Source organism: Lentzea alba (assembly GCF_047445655.1).
Taxonomy (GTDB): Bacteria; Actinomycetota; Actinomycetes; order Mycobacteriales; family Pseudonocardiaceae; genus Lentzea; species Lentzea alba_A.
The window spans coordinates 88,995-109,054 of record NZ_JAJAEG010000003.1; the positions used below are offsets into that span (position 1 = coordinate 88,995).

15 protein-coding genes are annotated in these 20,060 nt (G+C 68.1%); 5 read left to right on the forward strand and 10 right to left on the reverse strand.

Annotated elements, in window-relative coordinates; all coding sequences use genetic code 11:
* Positions 1-4: 4 nt before the first annotated feature.
* The 3 genes from LFM09_RS05980 to LFM09_RS05990 form a co-directional block, all read right to left on the reverse strand.
* Positions 5-3,808 (reverse strand): discoidin domain-containing protein, encoded by a 3,804-nt coding sequence (locus LFM09_RS05980; protein WP_414095257.1) that lies wholly within the window; start codon positions 3,806-3,808, stop codon positions 5-7.
* A 317-nt stretch (positions 3,809-4,125) separates the two neighbouring features.
* A complete protein-coding gene (locus LFM09_RS05985) occupies positions 4,126-5,382 on the reverse strand; it encodes an alpha/beta hydrolase family protein (protein WP_414095258.1) in 1,257 nt (418 codons plus the stop codon).
* A gap of 172 nt (positions 5,383-5,554) precedes the next feature.
* Positions 5,555-8,623, reverse strand: a complete 3,069-nt coding sequence (locus LFM09_RS05990) for a S8 family peptidase (RefSeq protein ID WP_414095259.1) — start codon at positions 8,621-8,623, stop codon at positions 5,555-5,557.
* A gap of 137 nt (positions 8,624-8,760) precedes the next feature.
* Here LFM09_RS05990 and LFM09_RS05995 point away from each other — a divergent pair, with 137 nt between their 5' ends.
* Entirely contained in the window at positions 8,761-9,351 is a 591-nt protein-coding gene (locus tag LFM09_RS05995; protein ID WP_414095260.1) for a TetR/AcrR family transcriptional regulator, read from the forward strand.
* Here the strand turns inward: LFM09_RS05995 and LFM09_RS06000 are convergent.
* Both LFM09_RS06000 and LFM09_RS06005 read right to left on the reverse strand, forming a co-directional pair.
* Entirely contained in the window at positions 9,341-10,363 is a 1,023-nt protein-coding gene (locus LFM09_RS06000) for a cytochrome P450 (protein WP_414095261.1), read from the reverse strand. The genes LFM09_RS05995 and LFM09_RS06000 overlap by 11 nt on opposite strands.
* A gap of 331 nt (positions 10,364-10,694) precedes the next feature.
* The gene (locus tag LFM09_RS06005; RefSeq protein WP_414095262.1) at positions 10,695-11,147 is read right to left on the reverse strand and encodes a VOC family protein; all 453 of its coding nucleotides are present in this window, start codon (positions 11,145-11,147) and stop codon (positions 10,695-10,697) included.
* 57 nt (positions 11,148-11,204) lie between these two features.
* On the opposite strand from LFM09_RS06005, the gene LFM09_RS06010 reads away from it, so the two are divergent.
* The gene (locus tag LFM09_RS06010) at positions 11,205-11,858 is read left to right on the forward strand and encodes a GntR family transcriptional regulator (protein WP_414095263.1); all 654 of its coding nucleotides are present in this window, start codon (positions 11,205-11,207) and stop codon (positions 11,856-11,858) included.
* 314 nt (positions 11,859-12,172) lie between these two features.
* Here LFM09_RS06010 and LFM09_RS06015 read toward each other — a convergent pair whose 3' ends face one another.
* The 4 genes from LFM09_RS06015 to LFM09_RS06030 all read right to left on the reverse strand — a co-directional run bounded on the left by LFM09_RS06015 (position 12,173) and on the right by LFM09_RS06030 (position 14,768).
* Positions 12,173-12,778: a response regulator gene (locus LFM09_RS06015; protein WP_414095264.1), complete on the reverse strand. Its 606-nt coding sequence runs from the start codon at positions 12,776-12,778 to the stop codon at positions 12,173-12,175.
* Positions 12,775-13,821 (reverse strand): sensor histidine kinase, encoded by a 1,047-nt coding sequence (locus LFM09_RS06020; RefSeq protein WP_414095265.1) that lies wholly within the window; start codon positions 13,819-13,821, stop codon positions 12,775-12,777. The genes LFM09_RS06015 and LFM09_RS06020 overlap by 4 nt, the downstream gene beginning before the upstream one ends.
* Positions 13,822-13,831: 10 nt before the next feature.
* Entirely contained in the window at positions 13,832-14,293 is a 462-nt protein-coding gene (locus tag LFM09_RS06025) for a hypothetical protein (protein WP_414095266.1), read from the reverse strand.
* A gap of 79 nt (positions 14,294-14,372) precedes the next feature.
* Positions 14,373-14,768, reverse strand: a complete 396-nt coding sequence (locus LFM09_RS06030) for an ATP-binding protein (RefSeq protein ID WP_414095267.1) — start codon at positions 14,766-14,768, stop codon at positions 14,373-14,375.
* Positions 14,769-14,861: 93 nt separating this feature from the next.
* Here LFM09_RS06030 and LFM09_RS06035 point away from each other — a divergent pair, with 93 nt between their 5' ends.
* From LFM09_RS06035 to LFM09_RS06045, 3 genes are all read left to right on the forward strand, one after another.
* Positions 14,862-16,145, forward strand: a complete 1,284-nt coding sequence (locus LFM09_RS06035; protein ID WP_414095268.1) for a hemolysin family protein — start codon at positions 14,862-14,864, stop codon at positions 16,143-16,145.
* A gap of 197 nt (positions 16,146-16,342) precedes the next feature.
* Positions 16,343-17,281 carry an RNA polymerase sigma factor RpoD/SigA gene (locus LFM09_RS06040; protein WP_414095269.1) on the forward strand — a complete coding sequence of 313 codons (939 nt, stop codon included), beginning with the start codon at positions 16,343-16,345 and terminating at the stop codon, positions 17,279-17,281.
* 165 nt (positions 17,282-17,446) lie between these two features.
* Entirely contained in the window at positions 17,447-19,261 is a 1,815-nt protein-coding gene (locus tag LFM09_RS06045; RefSeq protein WP_414095270.1) for a S8 family peptidase, read from the forward strand.
* 593 nt (positions 19,262-19,854) lie between these two features.
* Here LFM09_RS06045 and LFM09_RS06050 read toward each other — a convergent pair.
* Entirely contained in the window at positions 19,855-20,052 is a 198-nt protein-coding gene (locus LFM09_RS06050; RefSeq protein WP_414095271.1) for a hypothetical protein, read from the reverse strand.
* Between the last annotated feature and the right edge of the window lie 8 nt (positions 20,053-20,060).

Sequence of the window (20,060 nt, forward strand, 5' to 3'; positions counted from 1 at the left end):
AAAATCAGTTGATGTTGATCGTGAAGGTGGTTGTGGTGTTCTGGATGTCGCGGAAGTTGTTGCTGAACCGGATGCCGTTGATCGTCACGACACCCACGGCCGGGCCCTGCCCTGGCTCGGGCATTTCGTTGGCCCACAGGCCGAAGCCGGACTTCGCGTCGAACGCGTCGCCGCTCTTGCGCGCTCCCGAGATGCTGATGTTGGACAGCACGGTGTCCTGGAAGATGTTCTCGTGGGCGCCGTTGTACTTGGTCTGGAACATGATTCCGCTGTACGTCGGGTCGATGATCTCGACGTCGCTCACCCGGATCCCGGTGTACTTCTTGGAAGCGCTGAACATCCAGATCGCGCCGAACGTCTGCGCACCCCAGAAGTGGCCACCGGAACGCACGAGCGTCAGCCCGCTGAACGTCGTCGGCTCCGGCCCGAAGTCCTCCATCGGATAGCCGAAGTCGAGCGAGCTGATCGTCACCGCTGAGTAGGTCAACGTGTCCGCCACGTAGATGTTGCGGAACGTGTTGAGCTTGCCGCCGTAGACCGCGAGACCCGCCGCACGCCACGGGGTCAGCACCGAGAGGTTCTCGAAGACGTTGTCCCGCTGACCACTGCCACCGGCGTCGGTGGCGGCGAACAGCGCGAACGCGTCGTCACCGGTCGACCGGGCCTCGATGTTCGCGATCCGGTTGCCCGCCGACCCGTTGGTCATGTTCAGGCCGTCCGCGTACATGTCGCGGATGCGGCTGTCCCTGATCACGTTGTTGTCGACGTTGTTGCCCCAGAACAGGCACATCATGTGCTCGACCCAGATGTTCTCGATGGTCATGTTCTGCACGCCGGCGAAGTTGAACACCTTGCCCGGCCCGTCGATGCGCTGCGTGTAGTTGCCGAACACGGCGAACCCGCTGAACGTCGACCCGCTCGCGGACGACTGCGCGTCGAACCCGATGTCGGTGTTCTCCTGGCTCGTCGGTGCCTGGAACCTGGTGAACCAGGGTCCAGCGCCGATCACCCTGATCGCCTTGCCGTAGACGGTGAACTTCTGCGCGGTCTGGTAGGTGCCGGCGGGCAGGTAGACGCCGATCAACGTGCCGGTGGTGTCCATCCGCACGCGGTCGAGCGCGTTCTGCACGTCCTGGTGGGAGAACCCGGCGGGCACGGCATAGCGTGCGGCGTCAGGATTCGCCGCGGCCCGGACGTCCTCGAAGTTCACGAAGTCGATCGCGTAGTTCGTGGTGTTGGCCGCGTCCTTCTGCAGCTTGATCTTCGTGCCCGCCGGGAACGTCGAGTTCAGCATCACGCCGGCCTCGTCGTAGATGTGGCGCGGGCCGCCGGCTCCCGGTGAGTTCTGGGGCGAGGCTTCGTTGCCGTAGAGCCACATGTACTTCGACGTCAGGTCGATGGCCTTGTGGAACTGGCCGTTGACGTAGACGTTGAGGTTCGAGGTGATGCCACCGCCGCCCGAGCTGTCGGGGATCGAGAAGCGGGTGACCAGGGTGTTGGTCGGTGCGGACGTCGTGAACTCGACCGACGCACCGGTGCTGTTGAGCGTGACGGCCCGGCGTCCGGACGCCTCACCGGCGAGGTCTCCGATCGTCCTGTTCGGACTGAGGACCTGCGCGCCACCGGCCGTGGTGGCGTCCTCGGCCTCGACGTGCTGCCACGGAACGCTGGCGCCGCGGCCGATGAACAGCGACTGCTCGCTGGTGTTGTTGCCCTGTTTGGCCGGGATCTCGTTGCCGTCGTTCGCGATCGTGGTGCGGATCGTGTACCGGCCGTCGGCGGCCTGCCAGGTGCCGAGGTTGACGGCCGCGGTCGTGGCGCCGGCGTTGATCGTGCCGGTGTGGCTGCCGGTGAACGTGCGGACGGTCTGGCCGTTGCTCAGGATCGTGACGGTGATGCCGTGAGCTCCCGCTGCTGATGCGATCGTGCCCTGGTTCTTGATCGCGACCGCGAACGTGATGTTCTGGCCGTTCGCGGGGTTGCTCGGCGACCAGGCCGGCACCGCGACCAGGTCGGAGCTGGGTACCGGGGTGACGACGAGGGGATCGGGGTGCAGGCGGGCGTTGTTGGCCTCGTTCTGCTCCGCGACCTTCCTGGTCTCGTCGACCTTGGCGGTGTACTGGTACGAACCCTCCGGGCGGGCAGCGATGGTGGTGCTCACGTTCGCCTGGGTGTTCGCTGCCAGGGCCGGGGTTTGCGCGGTGCCGACCGCGGTGGTGCCGAGGAAGAACGTCACGTCGGTGGCCGCGCTGGCGGCGTTGCCCGCGTTGCGGACCGTGGCGTTCAGGGTGATCTGGTCGGTCTCGACCGGGCTCGCCGGGGTGAACGACGTGCCGGTGACGGTGAGGTCGGGGTTCGGGGCAGGGGTGCCGAACACCTGGATCTCCGCCACCTGCGCGCCTGGGGCACCGGTGTTGGACGTGAACCGCAGCTGGACGTCGGCGACGCGGGCTGAGGCGTTGATCGTGACGCTGTTGCCGGTTGCCGGGTCCCAGCGGTAGTCGCGTCCTGCTGCGAGACTCGTGAAGCCGGTCGCGTTCTGCTCGCGGCCGAGGACCTCGACGTTCTGCGTGCGGGCACCCCAGATGCTGTCCGGGTTGAGCTTCGCGGTGATCGACGTGATGTCCGCGTTCGATCCCAGTTGGACGGTCAGCGTGCCGGGGAAGCCGTTGGACTCCCAGTAGGTGCCCAGGTTTCCGTCGTTGGCGTTGGCGGCGACGAAGTTGTGCACGTTGTGGTTGGCCGTGACGGGCTTGCCCTGCGCGAGGTTCTCGCCGGCCGCGCCCTCGCGGGTCACGGAGTTGCTGGCGGGGGACTGGTTGCCGGCCGCGTCCTTCGCGATCACGTGGTAGGTCACGCGGAGGCCGTCGGGCTGGTTGTCGGTGTACGTCGTGCCGGTGACGGTGGTCTTGAGGGAGCCGTTGGCGTGGACGTCGTAGCTCGTCACGCCGACGTCGTCCGTGCTCGCGTTCCAGGTCAGCCGGATCTGGCCGGACTGCGGCTGGGTGAAGGCGAGGTTACCCGGTGCGGTGGGGGCCTGCGTGTCACCCGTGGTGGGGCCGTGCACCTCGAACTCGCTGAGCTGGCCCGCCGGCCAGCCGGTGTTCGCGGTGATCCGCAGCCGGACGTGCCTCGTGGTCGCGGCGGTGAAGTCGATGGTGACGGTGTTGCTCGCGTTCGGGTTGAACTCGTAACCCGTTGCCTGGACGAGATCCGTGAAGTTGCTGCCGTCGGTGCTGCCCTGGACCGCGAGGGTCTGGGTGCGGGTGCCCCAGTTGGCCGTGGGGAGCTTCAGGACGACCCGGTCGGCCTTGATCGCCGAGCCGAGGTCGGCCTGGATCCATTGGGGGAACGCGTTGTTCGCGCTCTCCCAGTACGTGGCCTGGTCGCCGTCGCCGGCGTTGCCCGGCGTGTAGCTCTGGTTGCTGCTGCTGGCCGTGTAGCTCGCCTGCAGCTTCGCGCTGGCGGCGGCCTCACGGACGTCGAGCTTGGCCGTGGTCCTGGTGGCGCGGACGTGTTTCGCGAGGGTCGGGTCGACCTGGAACGTGATCTTGCCGTTCTTGAAGGCGTGCGGTTGTTCCGCGACGAGCGTCGACCAGCCTCTGCCGTCGAGACTGGTCTGGATGGCGAAGGTCTCCGTGCTGTTCTTCGCCGCCGTGAGCGTGACCTGGTCGATGCGGGTCTGCTTGGGCAGATCGATGTTCGCGGGAGCGGCTTGGGCCGGTGGGCTCGTGACGAGCGTTGCCGCGGTGAGCGTTAAAGCCAGCAGGGGCGCTAGGCGTGAGCGAGCGCGTGTCGTCGATGACATGGCGTGCTTGGCCCTTCTCGGTGGGGACGCGAGGGGGTGTGGCGCGCCTCACCGTAGAAGTGCCCAGCAGATTACCGCAATATGTCGACGTGATTGCGCAAATTTGCGACATCCGCCTCTGAACAGGAAAGACGGGTCGCGGTTCGCGTATCCGAACGGTGCCGCACGATGCGCAAGTGCGATCACCAGCACCGGTGCGGACTGTGGTCCGGGAGGTTCGTACCCGAACGTGCCCAAGAAATTGATTCGATCTCGATGCGTTCGCTTGCGTCAGTTTGCCTGTGACTTGCAGGGCTTGCGTAAGGTTTGCGCAAGTTTCAGAGCTTCGCGAACAACCTTCTGGCTCGGTTCAGCAGATCCAGCCTGTGCTCACGCTGCCTGATCGAGTGGCCCTCGCCGGGATAGACGACGAGTTCGGAGTGCTTCGTGGCCGCGTGCAGCAGTTCGGCTTGCTCCAGCGGCACGTTGGTGTCGTCTGCGCCGTGCACGATCAACAACGGCGTGCGAATCCTGTGCGCGTAGGTGATCGGGCTGTGCTCCGCGCTGTCCCCGAGCGCCGCTTCGAACGCGCCCCACTCGCCCGTCGCGATCTGCTTCGGCCAGTCGGAGATGCCCGCGCCCACAAGAGCGGCCTTGAACCGGTCGGTCTGCGTGGTCGCCCAAGCCGCCATGAAGCCGCCGTGGCTCCAGCCCGCGATGCCGAGCCTGTCCGGGTCGGCGACACCCTGGCTGACCAGGAGATCGATGCCGGTCTCGATGTCGTGCCACTCCTCCTGGCCGACGCGCTTCTCGACTGCCTGCGCGAACTCGTGACCCCTGCCCAGGCTGCCCCTGGGGTTGGGCAGGAAGCTCGCGATCCCCTGGTGCGCGAACCACTGCGCGGACGGCACCCAGTGCAGCTGGAAGTCGTCGGTCCAGCGGTCGTACGGGCCGCCGTGGACGAGGGTGACGAGCGGAAACGGGCCATCATCTCTTGTCTTGCCGACCGGGAGCACCAACAGGCCGTCGAGGTCGAGGCCATCCCGCGCCTGGTAGCGAAGGCGCTCCTGGGTGCCCCACGGAATGCTGTCGATCGGGAGGCCGCCGCGGGGCCGGTGCGCTCCCGTGATGCGGGCCAGCAGGCCTTCTCCGAGGCGGTGGAACTCGGTGTCCAGACCGGCGGCGACGACCATGATCGGCGCGTGGCCGTCGTGCTGGACCAGGTCCACCGGGCAGACCTGGAGTCCTGCGGTGAGGTTGCGGTGGCGCTGGTCGAAGACGGCGTTGCCGCCCTGCAGGTGTGGTGGGGTCAGCGCGAGGTAGACGATCTCGTCGCCCCACCACGCCGGTGAGCTCGCGTCGGCTGGTGTCGGTCCGAGGTCGGTGATCTGGCCGTTCTCGATCACGTGCAGGGCGGGGTTGAGCAGGCCGGGATCGATCTTCGGTTCCGACCACGTGATGACGGCCAATCGGCCGTCGGGGTGCCTCGCGGTCGCGGTGACGTGGCGGCCCGGGATGTGGACGTCTGCCGGTGTGTCAGCCGCTTCTGGTGGTGGAAGGTGATCGACCACCATCTCGTCGGTCAGTTCCCGCACTGCGCAGCCCCCGTCGTCGCCCCAGTTCGACGTTTCCAACCTAGCGGAACCTGTCACGCGACGGGGCTTGACCTCCAGCTAACTGAAGCTTCTACCGTCCCTGTTGTCAGATGAGCCTCGGCCGCCGTGCTCGTGAGGGGTGAGCACGGCGGCCGAGGGGGGATTTCAAGGATCAGCGGAGCAGGTAGGCGTTGACGATGGTCTGCTCCACGGTCTGGCCGCTGCCGGAAGCCTTGGCGCGCAGGGAGACCGACTTCGCGTTCTTCGGATGTGCCAGCAGCACGCGGTTGCTGGTGATGGGGGTGTGGCGCCACGTCTGGCCGCCGTCGTAGGAGACCTCGACGGACGTGACGCGCACCGAACCGGTCTGCGACTGGGTCGACACCGGTACAGCGAGCATCTGGCCGGCGCGCGCGGTGCCGTTGTCGTCGAGTTGCGGGGTGAAGCGGATGACGGACAGCGGCAGCGCGGTTTGCTTCGGGGTGGTGTCGCTGGTGAACGTCCAGACGCCGGACACATGGGTGCTCAGCGGGTTGTCGCGCGTTGCGGTGGTCTCGACGCGGTAGGACGCGGCGCCCGGTTGCACGTCGAACAGGCCCCAGCCCGCCTCGGCGGTCTCGCCGGCCTTGACGTTGTCGCGGTAGAGCGTTGTTCTCGCCTCAGTGACCGGGGCGTAGCCGGCGTTGCCCGCGTTGTCGCCGTAGAGCGGGATGGTGATGCGGACGAAGTCACCGGTGCGGAACGTGTGCGGGATGTCGCGGGTCGGGGGCAGGGCCGGGCCGAACACCGCGCGGTTGAACGGTTCCACGTAGGTCTTGCCGGGGCGGTAGTGCTTGAGCGGGCCGTCCAGGGCGCCGGTGTTGCCGGTCGCGTTGAAGAGGTTGAACCTGCGCGACCAGTCGCCGCCCTCGCCGCCGTAGTACTCGGTACGGGGGCCGGGGGCCAGGTTGTCGAGCGAGCCGTAGCCCCAGTCGGCGCGGCCCTCGGGTGACGAGGTGTGGCCGATGGTGGCGTTCTCGCCTTCCTTCAGGGCAGCCAGGTCGACGCGGACCGTGGCGAGGTCCTTCTTCTGAACGGTCTTGGTCAGGCCCGAAGGCGCCGATCCCTTGCGGTACCAGGCCAGTCCGTAGAAGTCCGGGCCCGCGTTCCAGAACGTCGCGATCTTGCCGGTGACCTCGTTGGAGTCCGGGCCGAGGCTTGCGACGCCGAGATGGGCCACGGAGCCGCCGACGGAGAAGTTGCCGATGGTGTAGCTGGTGCCGTTGACGACGCGTTCGAAACCGGTCTGCAGCAACGAGAGTTGTGCGGTGACCGGGAGTTTCACGTCGACCGGCTTGGCTGCGCGGGCGTCGAGGTTGATGGAGGCCGCGCCGGTGACCGTGAGGTTCGGGTAGTTGATGACGTCGTGGGTGTAGGCGCCAGACGAAGACATCACGCTGCCGGTGAGGATGTAGCGGCCCTTGGCGAGGCGGGCGACGCCGTTGTTCGGCCAGACGCGGGCGCCGGTGTCGACGTTGATCAGGAACGCGAAGGTCGACGTGGTGGTGACGCCGGAGCGTTCGGTACCGGTGATCTTGACGTCGTAGCTCTCGGTCTCCAGGTCGACGACGACGGCGGTGCGCACGCCGCTCGCGACGATGGCGCCGCCCAGGACGCCGCCGGCGGGCTGCTTGGCGATGTCCGCGGTGACGGTGGCGGTCGCGGAGCCGCCCGCGGGCACGGTCAAGGTGCTGGGGGAGATGCTGAAGAGCGCGCCGGTCGTCTCGGTCGTGAGGTTCAGCGTGACCGGCTCGGTGCCCGCGTTGGTGTAGGTGATCTCCTTGGTCAGCGCGGGTTCGCCGGTGTGCGGCCACTGGTGGGTGCCGAAGCTGATGCTGGTCGGGGTCGAGGTCACGTTCTGCTTGATCAGCTTGGCGACGTCGACGCGGCCGGAGCCCTGTTCGAACGGGGTCAGCTTCTCGGTCGGGGTGGTGCTGCCGGTGAGGCGGGCTTTGAGTTCGCCGCCCTTGAGTCCCGGATGCTGTTGGTGCAGCAGGGCTGCGGCGCCCGCGACGTGCGGGGTGGCCATCGAGGTGCCGTCGAGCGAGGTGTAGCCCTCGACGACCGGCGGGCCGATCTTGCCGTGTGCGTGCAGGGCGGCGACGATGCCGACGCCGGGTGCGGTGAGGTCCGGCTTGAGCGTGCCTGCCTTGGTCGGGCCACGGCTGGAGAACTCGGCGATCTGGTTCTGGTCGTCGACGGCGCCTACGGTGAGCGCGGCGTCGGCGGTGCCGGGGGAGCCGAGGGTGCTCGAACCGGGGCCGCTGTTGCCGGCGGCGATCACGAACAGCGTGCCCCTGTCGGCGCTCAGGCGGTTGACGGCCTCTTCGAGCGGCTCGATCTCGGGGGTGTCGAAGCCGCCGAGGCTCATGTTGACGATCTGGGCGCCCTGCTCGACCGCCCACTCCATGCCGGCGATGATTCCGCTGTCCTGGCCGGAACCGTTGTCGCCCAGCACCTTCACGTCGAGGATGCGTGCGTCCGGTGCGACGCCGCGGTACTTGCCGCCGCTCTTCGCACCGGTGCCCGCGATGATCGACGCGACGTGCGTGCCGTGGCCGTAACGGTCGACGGCGTCGGGGGAGGCCGTGAAGTTGCGCTCGGCGATCTCGCGGTCTGCCAGGTCAGGGTGGGTCTGGTCGACGCCGGTGTCGAGGACGGCGACCGTGGTGCCCTTGCCGGTGAAGCCCGCGGCGTAGGCGGCGGGCGCGTTGATCTGGGCGACGCTGCGGTCGAGGTCGGCCTTGCGCTTGGCGTCGAGCCAGATCTTCTCCGCGCCGGTCGCCTTGAGCCCACCGACGAGCGGTGTCTTGGCGGCGTCGAACGCCACGCCGTTGATGCTGCGCAGCTGGAGGCCGGACTGCGCGCTGAGCGTGCCCTCGGGGTAGGTGACGATCACGGGCAGGGCGCCGCCGTACGTGGCGAGTTCGGTGACGTCGAACAGGCGCTCGTCGAGCTTGCCGTTCGCGATCAGCGGGATGGCGTCGGACGGCACGACGTACTCGTGGCCCTGCGCGGTGTAGGTGGTGAACAGGACGTGCTCACGACCGGCTGCCGGTTTGACCGCCCGCTGGCCGGTGAGCACCTGGTCGCCCGTGATGAGGGTGATCGCGGGCGCGGTTGTTCCTCTTGTGGGAGAGGCATGAGCCTGGCCGGCGGTGAGCAGGGCCCCGGCCAGTACGACGACTCCGAGTAGGCGCACCCGGTCCTCCGTGGGTCTGTGAGAGCGGTCTCACGGACCGTAGTGAGGTCGTCACCGCGTAGCAAGGTCTACACCAATTTCCGGTACAGGTGCGTCTAGCGACGAAGGATTGCGCGCATCGCACTAACCTTTCCGCCATGACGGGCCTGCGTGAACGCAAGAAGGCGGCGACCAAAGAGGCGCTGGGCGACGCGGCGTGGAGCCTGTGCGTCGAGCACGGTCTGGACGGTGTGACGGTCGAACAGATCGCGCGGGCCGCCGGGGTGTCGTTGCGGACGTTCTTCAACTACTTCTCGTCGAAGGAAGAGGCGGTCGTCGCGGGCGACACGGCAATGGCCGAGGCGTTCGTGCGCGAGTTCGAGTTGCGGCCCGCCGGCGAACCGGTGCTGGTCGCGTTGCGCGGGGCGTTGCACTCGATCTACCCGCAGCACGTAGACCTCGACCGGCTGCGTCAGCTGCGCGAACTGCGCCGCACACCGGCGTTGCTGCCGCACGTGCTGGCGGCCTACTCCGCGCGCGAACAGCAACTGACCGCGGTGATCGCTTCCCGCTTGGGCGTCGACGTCGCCGACGACCCGTATCCGGCGGTGGCGGCTTCGACGATCCTCGCGTCACTGCGCGCGGTCGTGCAGTGGTGGCTGGACACGCCGGCCGCTTCGGAGCGTTACACGGCCGCCGAGCTGGTCGAGGGGATGATCGACCAGCTCAGCACCGGGTTCACCAGGTGACTGGTAGCGCGTGCACGCCGTAGATCGACATGTCGGTGCGCAGTGGCACCTCGTCCACGGGCACGGCGAGCTTCAGGGTCGGCAGCCTGCGCAGCAGTTCGGTGAAGCCGACGGTCATCTCGACGCGGGCGAGCTGCTGACCGAGGCACTGGTGGATGCCGTGCCCGAACGCCACGTGGTGCCCGCGCGGCCGGTCGACGCGCAGCTCGTGCGGGTCTGGGTACTGGGTCTCGTCGCGGTTCACCGCGGGCACGGAGATGACGACGGTGTCGCCTTCACGGATGGTGGCTCCGCCGAGCGTGACGTCCTCCTTGGCGTGCCGTGCGACTCCCATGCTGATGATCGACAGGTAGCGCAGCAGCTCCTCGACGGCGTTCTCGGCCAGTTCGGGGTGGTCGTGCAGCTTCGTGAACTCCTCGGGGTGCTCGAGGAGCGCGAACGTGCCGAGCGCCAGCATGTTCGCCGTGGTCTCGTGTCCGGCGATGAGCAGCAGGTTCGCGATGCCGGTGAGCTCGTCGTCGAGGTCGGTGTCGTTGATCAGTCCGGACAGCAGGTCGTCGCCGGGGCTGCGCTTCTTGTCCTGGACGAGGCCCTGCATGAACCGGCGCAGTTCGGTGCCGACCTCGATCTGCTCGTCGACCGTCGTCTTGAGGCTGAGCAGCTTGGACGTGCGGCGCTGGAACTCCTCGCGGTCGCCGTAGTCGACGCCCAGCAGCTCGCAGATCACGAGGCTGGGCACCGGAAGTGCGAAGTCCTGCACGAGGTCCGCCGGCGGTCCCTTCTCGATCATCGCGTCGAGCTGGGCGGTGACGATCTCGTGCACGCGGGGCTTGAGGTCGCGCATCCTGCGGACGGTGAACTGGCCGGTGAGCAGCCTTCGGTAGTGGGTGTGCTGCGGGGCGTCCATGAAGATGAACGACCCCGCCTGGCGCTCCGGCGGGAACATCTTGGCGTGCAGCTCGGGCGAGATGAGCTTGCGCGCCCGCGGGCTGTTGATCCGGTCCGAGCTCATCCGCGGGTCCGCGAGCACCGCCCGCGCCTCGTCGTGCCCGGTGACGAGCCAGACCGTCTCGCCGTCCTGCTCGATCCGGTGAACCCGCCCCTGCCCGCCCCTGCCCGCTCAGCTCGGTCAGCCCGGCGGCCGGGTCGAACGGGCACTTCCCGCGCTGCGTGAGTTCCGCGGGCAGCTGCGGGCGGATGAGCTCCTGCGCGCTGCGCTGCCGCTCGGCCGTGGTCATGGTGGCCTCTTCCTGTCTGACCCGGGGTGACCGGGTCGTGGCTCGGCGTCACCTCCACGCTACCGAAACTTGCGCGTCGTGCAAGATTTTTACGAACCCTTGGGGTTAGACCGCGAACACCATCGAGTCGTCGGCGAAGGCCTTGAACTCCAGTGCGTTGCCGGCCGGGTCCAACAGGAACATCGTCCACTGCTCGCCGCGCTCGCCCTTGAACCGGACGTACGGCTCGATGACGAACTTCGTGCCGGCGTTCGTGAGTTCGGTTGCCAGGGTGTGGAAGTCCTCGACCGTCAGGACCAGGCCGAAGTGGGGGACCGGCACGTCGTGGCCGTCGACCGGGTTGTGCACGCGCTCGGTCTTCGGCGCGAGGTGGGTGACGAACTGGTGGCCGTGCAGGTTCCAGTCGATCCAGGTGTCGGAGCTGCGGCCCTGGGGCAGGCCGAGGGTCTCGCCGTAGAAGGTGCGGGCGGCGTCCAGGTCGTCCACCGGCATGGCGAGGTGGAAGCGGGGGATGGTCACTGCGGCTCCAGTCTCTTGGGCTTGTCCTAATGTCAACATTACGACATCCCGACAATCGCACAACCAGGCAGCTTGTGGTGTTGTTAACATTGCGACATGACTTCGAAGATGGGTCCGGCCCGCCGCCGCAGCCTCAGCACGGAGGTCGCGGACGCGATTCGCGAGGCGATCTTCGACGGCCGCTACCCGCCGGGGAGCGCGCTGCGTGAGGTGGAGCTGGCGGAGGCCCTGGAGGTCAGCCGGGGGCCGGTGCGCGAGGCTTTGCAGAAGCTCGAACACGAGGGTGTCGTGCGCGCGGGGTGGCATCGCGGGACCACCGTGACCGCGCTGTCGTTGCAGGACGTCGCGGAACTGGACAGCCTGCGCGGCGCGCTGGAGGTGCTGGCCGTGCGGCGGGTGGTGGATCAGGCGTCGGACGCCGAGCTCTCGTTGATCGAGAAGGCCGCGGCGGAGATGGACCGGGCCGAGACGCCGCACGAGATGGTGCGGTGCGACATCGCGTTCCACGACGCCGTGTACGCCGCTGCCAACCACTCACGACTGGCGAGTGCGTGGGAGGCGATCCGGTCGCAGGTGCACCTGTTCCTGATCACGCGGGTCAACGTGAGCACGGACGGGTACCTGGAGCAGATTCGTGAGGAGCACCGGGAGCTGGCGGCGGCGCTGCGGCTGGGCAACGTGGACGGGGCGCTGAAGTTGTTCGCGGAGCACCGCAGGCACGCGTTCGACGTGCTGACCTCAGGCGAGTAGGGCGCGCAGCCCGGGATGTGGCGCGGAATTCGGTCCAGCAGGCCGCACCGGATGCCCACGTGGAACGACCGGTCGCCGGCCAATGTGGACTGTCCACAGGCGACGTGACAAGCGGAAGTCTCGACCCGGTCGGAGAACCAGGGCTCGATCAACGCGTGGTGGCCGTCGTCCCCAGTGGCCGCGGAGCCGCGGTGGGGGCACGTCGGTGCGGAACTCGCTCGGTGCCATCACGTCGTCGCGTTCGAGGTTGACTGATCACGCCGCGATCGAGCAGCCAGGAACGACACGACGGCAGCGCGAGCGGCCGCCTGGAACTACAGCCAGCCGTGTTCCTGGGCGAGCTTGAACGCCTCGGCCCGGCCACCGACCCCGAGCTTGGCCACCGCCGCCGACAGGTGGTTCCGCACGGTCCCCGCGGACAACGACGTGCGCGTCGCGATCTCCGCGACCGGCGTCCCGAACTCGCTGAGCCGCAGCACTTCCAGCTCCCGCTGCGTCAACGGGCACGGCGGCGCGGCCAGTGCGTCGGCGGCCAGAGCCGGGTCGACCCAGCGCGAACCGGAGTGCACGCGGCGGATCACGTCGGCCAGGGTGCCGCCGGGGGAACCCTTGGGCAGAAAGCCCTTCGCGCCCGCGTGCAGGGCCTGCTGCAGGTGCGGAGGCCGGCCCCGCCCGGTCAGGATCACGACCGCGCACGACGGCAACACGCGCGCCAGCTCCTGAGTCACCTCCAGGCCGTCCAGCTCAGGCATCTGGAGGTCGACCACGGCCACGTCGGGGCGATGGGCCAGCGAGGCCGCGACGGCGGCCCGGCCGTCACCGGCGCGGGCCACCACCTCCAGATCCGGTTCGAGGTCGAGCAGGGCCGCGAGGGCGTCGCGGATCAGCTCCTCGTCGTCGGCCAGCAGCACCCTGATCACGCGGGCACCACGACCTGCAGCGTGAAGGTGTTCGACGAGAGCTCGGCGGTCACCCGGCCGCCCAGGCGCATGCCGCGGATGCCGTTGCCCTCCCGGTAAGGCTTCTCGGCGCCGTCGTTCGTCACGGTCATCCGCACCTCCCCGTCCTCGTCGGCGATGTCGATCATGCACCACGTCGCGTTGCTGTGGCGCAGGACGTTCGTGCAGGCCTCGCGCAACGCCAACGCCAGCTGGGTGGCGCCCTCGCCGTGCACCGGCACCTCGGACACGGTGCAGCGGATCCCGGCCTCCTGCAGCACGTCGCGCACCGCTTCGAGCTGCGAAGGAAGATCGACGGCGCGGTAGCCGTGCACCGCGTCCCGCACCTCGCCCAGCGCCGAGGACGCCAGCCGTTGTGCCTCGAACGCCTCCGCGGCCGAGCGCTCCGGATCCGAGGAGGCGAGACGCCCGGCCAGCTCGGCCTTCAACGCGATCACGGTCAGCCGATGGCCGAGCAGGTCGTGCACGTCGCGGGCGAACCGCAGCCGTTCCTCGCTCACCGCCAGCTCCAGGCGCGCCTCGCGGCCGGCCCGTGCCTGCTCGAGCAGGTTCGCGAACCACATCGGCAAACCTGCCATCGCGATGATCGTGACCCCGACCGCGGCCGCGATCATCTGGTACGTCGTGTGGTCGCGGGTGACGAAGAACCCCACCAGCCCCGCGAGCACCACCGCACCGAGCGCCGCCAGCCAGCGCCACGCTCCGGTCAGCAGCAGGGGAGCGAATCCGGCCGCGCCGCCGCCGATCCACGCCCAGGTGGACAGCTCGTCCGGACCCGCGGGCGCCACCAGCGGAATCGACACGACGACAGCGGCCACGAGCACCCAAAGCCTGCCCTCGCGCAGCGCCACCGCGTACGCCACGGCCAGCACCAGCAGGCCCAGCACACCGAGCCAGCGCAGGGCCGACGGGTCGCGCAGCACCGAGACCAGCGGCACGACCAGCGAGCCCAGCCACAGCGCGTGCAGGGTCCAGCGCAGCGCGGTGTGCGGAAGATCGTTCATCGCCATCAGACTAGAACCACTTCAGCAGGATCGTGACCGCGATGACCAGGTCGAACACCCCGCAGAACTCGGACCACCAGCGCGGCACGACGGCGTTGCGGATGTGGTGCACCAGATCCCACACGGCGTGCGCGCCCCACCCGAGTGCGATCAGCAGCACGCCGACGTCCGCGGACACTAGGAGAACCACCGCAGCCAACGCCACGTACACACCGAACACCGCGAGCTGCAGCCGTGGCGCACGACGTCCCCAGAACAGATAGGCCGCCTGGCACAGCAGAAGCGTCCAAACGGGAGGCACGAGCGGCGTCTGCCAGAAGTCGAACGACACCGCCAGAGCGACACACGTCGGCCAGTGATGACCGAACGCCCGGAGCACCGGGTGCGCGTCGGGAGTCAGGTGGAGCATCTTCGCGCCGTGGCGCACCAGCGGCTTCATCGCCGCAGCCGCTGCTTTCATCGCTGTTGTCATGCATTGAGAGTCGAAGAAACTCCCGGCAAGACCCATCCGTGCGCTGTCATGACTTTTCTGTGCGAAACGCACAGACGAACTATGCGCTCACCTCTGACCACACGGTCTTACCGCCCGGGAAGGCACGCGTACCCCAGCAACGGGAGAGCTGGGCGATCAACATCAGGCCACGGCCGCGTGAGTCGCCGAGCCGCGACTCGCCGAGCTGAGGCAAGTCAGCCGGCGTGTGGTCGTCCACCTCGATCCGAACGAAGTCTTCGTGCCGATGCACCCGCACTGTCCGTGGTCCGTCGGCGTGCTCATAGGCGTTGCTGGCGAGTTCCGTGCACACGAGCAGCACGTCGAGCCGCACGTCCTCCGGGAGATCTCCCAGCAATGCCCCCACCCATCGGCGCATCGCGGCCAGGTCGGGTTTCTCCTCGGGCAAGGTGTGCAGGGTTCTCACCGAGGCACTGAGCACCTGCGGTGTTTCCATGTCGATGTCCCCACCTCGTTCCGCTGAGGCCTCCTGGCTGCTCAAGATGGCCGTCAGGTCGCGAAATACCACCACGCGTGCTACCCCAAACGTGTGGACGGGTACGGCTTCAACCTCGCGCTGGTCGGGGTGCTGGTGTTGTTGAACGCGGCGTTCGCCGGCAGCGAGATGGCACTGGTGTCGTTGCGGGAGGGTCAGCTGCGGTCGCTGGAACGCGAAGGACACCGCACGCTCGTCCGCCTCGCACGTGATCCGAACAGGTACTTCGCGACCATCCAGATCGGGATCACGCTGTCCGGATTCCTCGCTTCCGCGACCGCCGCAGTCTCTCTCGCGCAGCCCATCGTGCCGTTGCTGGAGTTCCTTGGTGGAGCGGCGAACGGCGTCGCGATCGCGCTCGTGACGATCGTTCTCACGTTTCTGACCCTGGTGTTCGGGGAACTGGCGCCGAAGCGGCTGGCCATGCAGTACGCGGTGCGCTGGTCGAGGATCATCGCGCGGCCGCTGGACCTGCTGTCCGCGGTGTCGCGGCCGGTGGTGTGGCTGCTCAGCAAGTCGACCGACCTCGTGGTGCGGGTCTTCGGCGGTGACCCGGAGGTCGAAGAGGAACAGATGTCGCCGGAGGAGCTGCGCGATCTCGTTGCCGTGCAAAAGCATCTGAACCCGGAGCAACGCGAGATCATGACGGGTGCGCTGGAGATCCACGAACGCCTGTTGCGCGAGGTCCTGGTGCCGCGGCGGCTTGTGACGGCGCTCGACGCAGGTTTGACGACGGTGCAGGCGCGGGAAGTCCTGGCGAGGTCGGGACATTCACGGGCACCGGTGACCAAGGACGGGCACCTGGACGACGTGATCGGCGTGGTGAACCTGCGCGATCTGCTCGACGACGACGCGCGGCTACCGGATGTGGCGCGCCCGGCCATGGTGTTGCCGGACTCGTTGCGCGTGGTGGACGCGTTGCGGCGGATGAAGACAGAGCACGAGCAGATGGCGCTGGTGGTCGACGAGCACGGCGCGGTCGGCGGCATCGTGACGCTGGAGGACCTGCTCGAGGAGATCGTCGGTGAGATCTACGACGAGACCGACCCGGACGTGGTCGCGGTGCGGCCGGAAGCGGACGGCTCGATCGAGCTGCCGGGCACGTTCCCGGTGCACGACCTGGTGGACGTGGGCGTCGAGCTGCGCGATCCGCCACCCGGTTCGTACGCGACGATCGCCGGCCTGGTGCTGCAGATCCTCGGCCGGATCCCGGAGGAACCGGGTGACGTGGTGCACGTCTCCGGCTGGCGGATCGAGGTGCTGGAGGTCGAGCACCACGCGATCACGCAGGTGAGGCTGAGGTCACAGGCCGAACCGCGGAATGACCAAGGCCACTGAACCGTTACACATGAGGCAGCGGTGTTCGATTGCCGCTGCTCCGCAGACGGCGGCGAGTTTCGCCTGGGAGTCGGCCATCCGGCCACCGCTTCGCGCCGAATCGCCTGCGGCGGTTGACCCGAAGGGGCAACCGGATGGCCGACGCGAAACCTCGCGTCCGGCTGCCACTCCTGCCAACGGAAACGGGGGGATTTGTCATGCCTGCAGATCTGAAGAACCGCGCGTCCGGACAGCAGGACGCGGACCTGGTCGGCCAGTACCTGCGCGATGTGGGCGGCACGCCGCTGCTCACCGCGTCGGAGGAGGTCGACCTCGCCAAGCGCATCGAGGCGGGCGTCTACGCCGCCCACCTGCTGCAGTCCGGTGACACCTTGCACGAGGCGCGGTTGCCCCGCCGGATCGTCGCGGAGGGCGAGCGCGCCAAGGACCACATGATCCGCGCGAACCTGCGCCTGGTCGTGTCGGTCGCGAAGAAGCACTCGTTCCGCGGCTTGCCGTTCCTGGACGTCGTTCAGGAGGGCAACCTCGGTCTGATCCGCGCGGTCGAGAAGTTCGACTACGCCAAGGGCTACAAGTTCTCCACCTACGCGATGTGGTGGATCCGTCAGGCGATCGAACGCGGTCTGGCCGACCAGACCCGCACGGTCCGTCTGCCGGTGCACGTCGTGGAGGAGGTCAACAAGCTCAAGCGCCTCGCGCAGAAGCTCTCCGCGGCGCTGGGCCGTGAGGCCACGGTCGAAGAGATCGCTGTTGAGCACAAGTGTTCGCCCAGCCGCGTGCAGGACCTGCTCGACGCCTCCCGCACCTGTGTGTCGCTGGAGACGCCGGTCGGTGACGACGGCGGTTCGGTGCTGGCCGACCTGATCCAGGACACCGACGGCGTGTCCGCGCCGGAACTCGTGGAGCGCCAGGCGTTCTCCGAGGGCGTGCGGTCGTTGTTGGACGTTCTGCCCGAGCGGCAGGGCCGGATCATGCGGCTGCGGTTCGGCCTGGAGGACGGGCGGGAGCGCACCCTCCAGGAGGTCGCCGAGGAGCTCGGCCTGACCCGTGAGCGGATCCGCCAGCTGGAGAAGCAGTCGCTGGCGCTGCTCAAGTCGTCTGGCCGGTCGGAGGAGCTTTTCGCGCTCGCGGGCTGACAACCAGCCGAAAGTCGCTTGTACAGATCGTTGTTGCAACTAAAGACTCATCACGTCCGCTAGCGGACTACCGCTGTTTCGCAAACCGCGTGTGAACGCACCTGTGGGGCCGTCGAGGGCCGGCCCTCTGTTCACGCGCGGTTTCCCTGTGAACAAGGAGCAGTGATGAGACAACGCGCCCTGCGCACGCTCGGGGTGGCGGCAGTTGCCGCCGTTGGTACGGCACTACTGGTCCAACCGGCCGCTGCCCAGCCGGAAGGACAGATCGTCGCGGAAAGCGCGCCGAACGCCGTCCAGGACAGCTACATCGTGGTTCTGAAGGACAACGGCATGGCGCGCACGGAGGTCGCCGGCCGTGCCGGTGGCCTGGCGTCGCGCTACAGCGCCAAGGTCGGCTTCACCTACAAGGCGGCGTTCAAGGGCTTCTCCGCCACCATGTCGGCCAAGCAGGCCAAGCGCCTCGCCGCCGACCCGGACGTGCTCTACGTCGAGCAGGACCGGACCGTCCAGGTGCTGGCCGACCAGCTCAACCCGCCGTCGTGGGGCCTGGACCGGGTCGACCAGGCCGATCTGCCGCTGAACAGCAAGTACAGCTACAGCACCGGCGCTTCGAACGTCACCGCGTACGTGATCGACACCGGCATCAACTACGACCACGCGGACTTCGGTGGCCGGGCGACGTTCGGGTTCGACGCGTTCACCGACGGCCGCAACGGCAAGGACTGCCAGGGCCACGGCACGCACGTCGCCGGCACCGTCGGCGGAACCTCGTACGGTGTGGCCAAGAACGTGAAGCTCAAGGCCGTCCGCGTGCTCAACTGCCAGGGTGGCGGCTCCGTCTCCACCGAGGCGGCGGGCGTCGACTGGGTCACCGCGAACGCCGTCCTGCCGGCGGTCGCGAACATGAGCCTCTACACCGGCACCGCGAACGAGCCGAGCCGCGTGCTCGACGACGCCGTCGGCGCGTCGATCCGGGCGGGCGTCTCGTACGTCGTGGCGGCGGGCAACTTCAACGACGACTCGTGCAAGTACTCGCCGCAGCGCGTCCGGGAAACGATCAACGTCATGGCGACGGCACGCACCGACGCCCGCGCGTCGTTCTCGTCGTTCGGCACGTGCAGCGACTTGTTCGCACCCGGCCAGGACATCGTTTCGGCCTCGTACAACAACAACTCGGGCTCCGCGACGATGAGCGGCACCTCGATGGCCTCCCCGCACGTCGCGGGCGCGGCCGCGTTGTACCTGGCGGACAACCCGTCGAAGACCCCGGCCGAGGTGCACTCCGCGATCCTCGCCGCGGCCACGCCGAACAAGGTCACCAACCCCGGTGCCAACACGGCGAACCTGTTGCTGCGCACCAACTCCGGTGGCGTGCCTGGTGTTTCGGTGGCCAACCCCGGCAACCAGACCACGGCGCTGAACGGCTCTGCGAACCTGCAGCTGTCGGCCTCTGGCGGCACCGCGCCGTACACGTGGTCGGCCACCGGTCTGCCGACCGGTCTCTCGATTGGTTCTGGGACCGGTCTCGTCACCGGTACGGCTTCGGTTGCGGGTACTTACAACGTGACCGTGACGGCCACCGCTTCCGCCGGTGGTTCGGGCAGCACGTCGTTCACGTGGACGGTCGGCTCGTCGACCTGTGCCACGCAGACCAACGGCACGGACGTCGCGATTCCGGACAACACCACGGTGACCAGCTCGATCACGTTCAGCGGCTGCACCGGCACCGCTTCGGCGTCGAGCAAGGTGGAGGTGCACATCAAGCACACCTACCGCGGTGACCTCGTGGTCGACCTGGTGGCGCCGGACGGTACCGCTTACTCGCTCTCGAACCGTTCGGGTGGCAGCGCCGACAACATCGACCAGACCTTCACGGTCAACCTGTCGTCGGAGACTCGCAACGGCACCTGGGTTCTTCGGGTCCGTGACGCGGCCACGATCGACACCGGCACCATCGACACCTGGAGCCTGACGCTCTAAAGGCTGTCGAGGGTTGTTTTGAAGTAGTGCAACGTGAGTTCCGCGTCCCGTGACTGTTCGTGCGGGGCGCGGAGCCACACCACGTACTCCGCGATGTCGTCGAGACTCCAGCGGAGTTCGTAGAGGGCCAGGCCGGCCGCGTCGGGTTCGTGGCCGGTGAGGTTCTTGTAGACGGTCAGGTCGTCGAACCGGTACAGGTCGCGTTCGGGCGCGGCCAGGGCGACGGTGTCCCAGTCGATCAGCCTCAGACCTCATGAGGGTGAGTGCCACCGCACCTTCGTTCTGTCTGGTGAGCCAGACGGTCGACCTCGGCGAGCGAGTCGCGGATTCATCCGGTGCTGGCGATGAACGCTTCTTGCGCGAGTGTCGAGAACCGCTCGCAGCGTTCCTCTGGTGGTGCTCTCAGCGCCGTTCGGTTCGGTGGGTCCACTTCGGCCACCGGGAACGTCTTGCGGTGGTTCGTGATCGTGCAACGCGGCGAGCAGGGTCAGCTTCTCGGCGCAGTCGCTTGCCGGGAGTTCGTCGCTGAAAGCGCCCCTTTGTCTCCAGGTGAGTGAAGATGCTCAGCGCGCCGCGGTTGTCCAGCCGGACGATCAAGTCGTCGTTCCCCGGCTTTCTCCGGTGCCGCCGCGCTGCGAGAGGTCGAAGTCCCAGGTGAACCAGCGGTCCGCGACGGCGTAGTGGTAGTCGCCGAAGCCGACGGGCACGTAGGTCGGCGGCTCGGTGATGCCGAACCGGGCGAGCCCGGCCGCCAGGTCGTGTTCGGACAGGCTCGCGGGAAGATCCTCCACGGTGCACG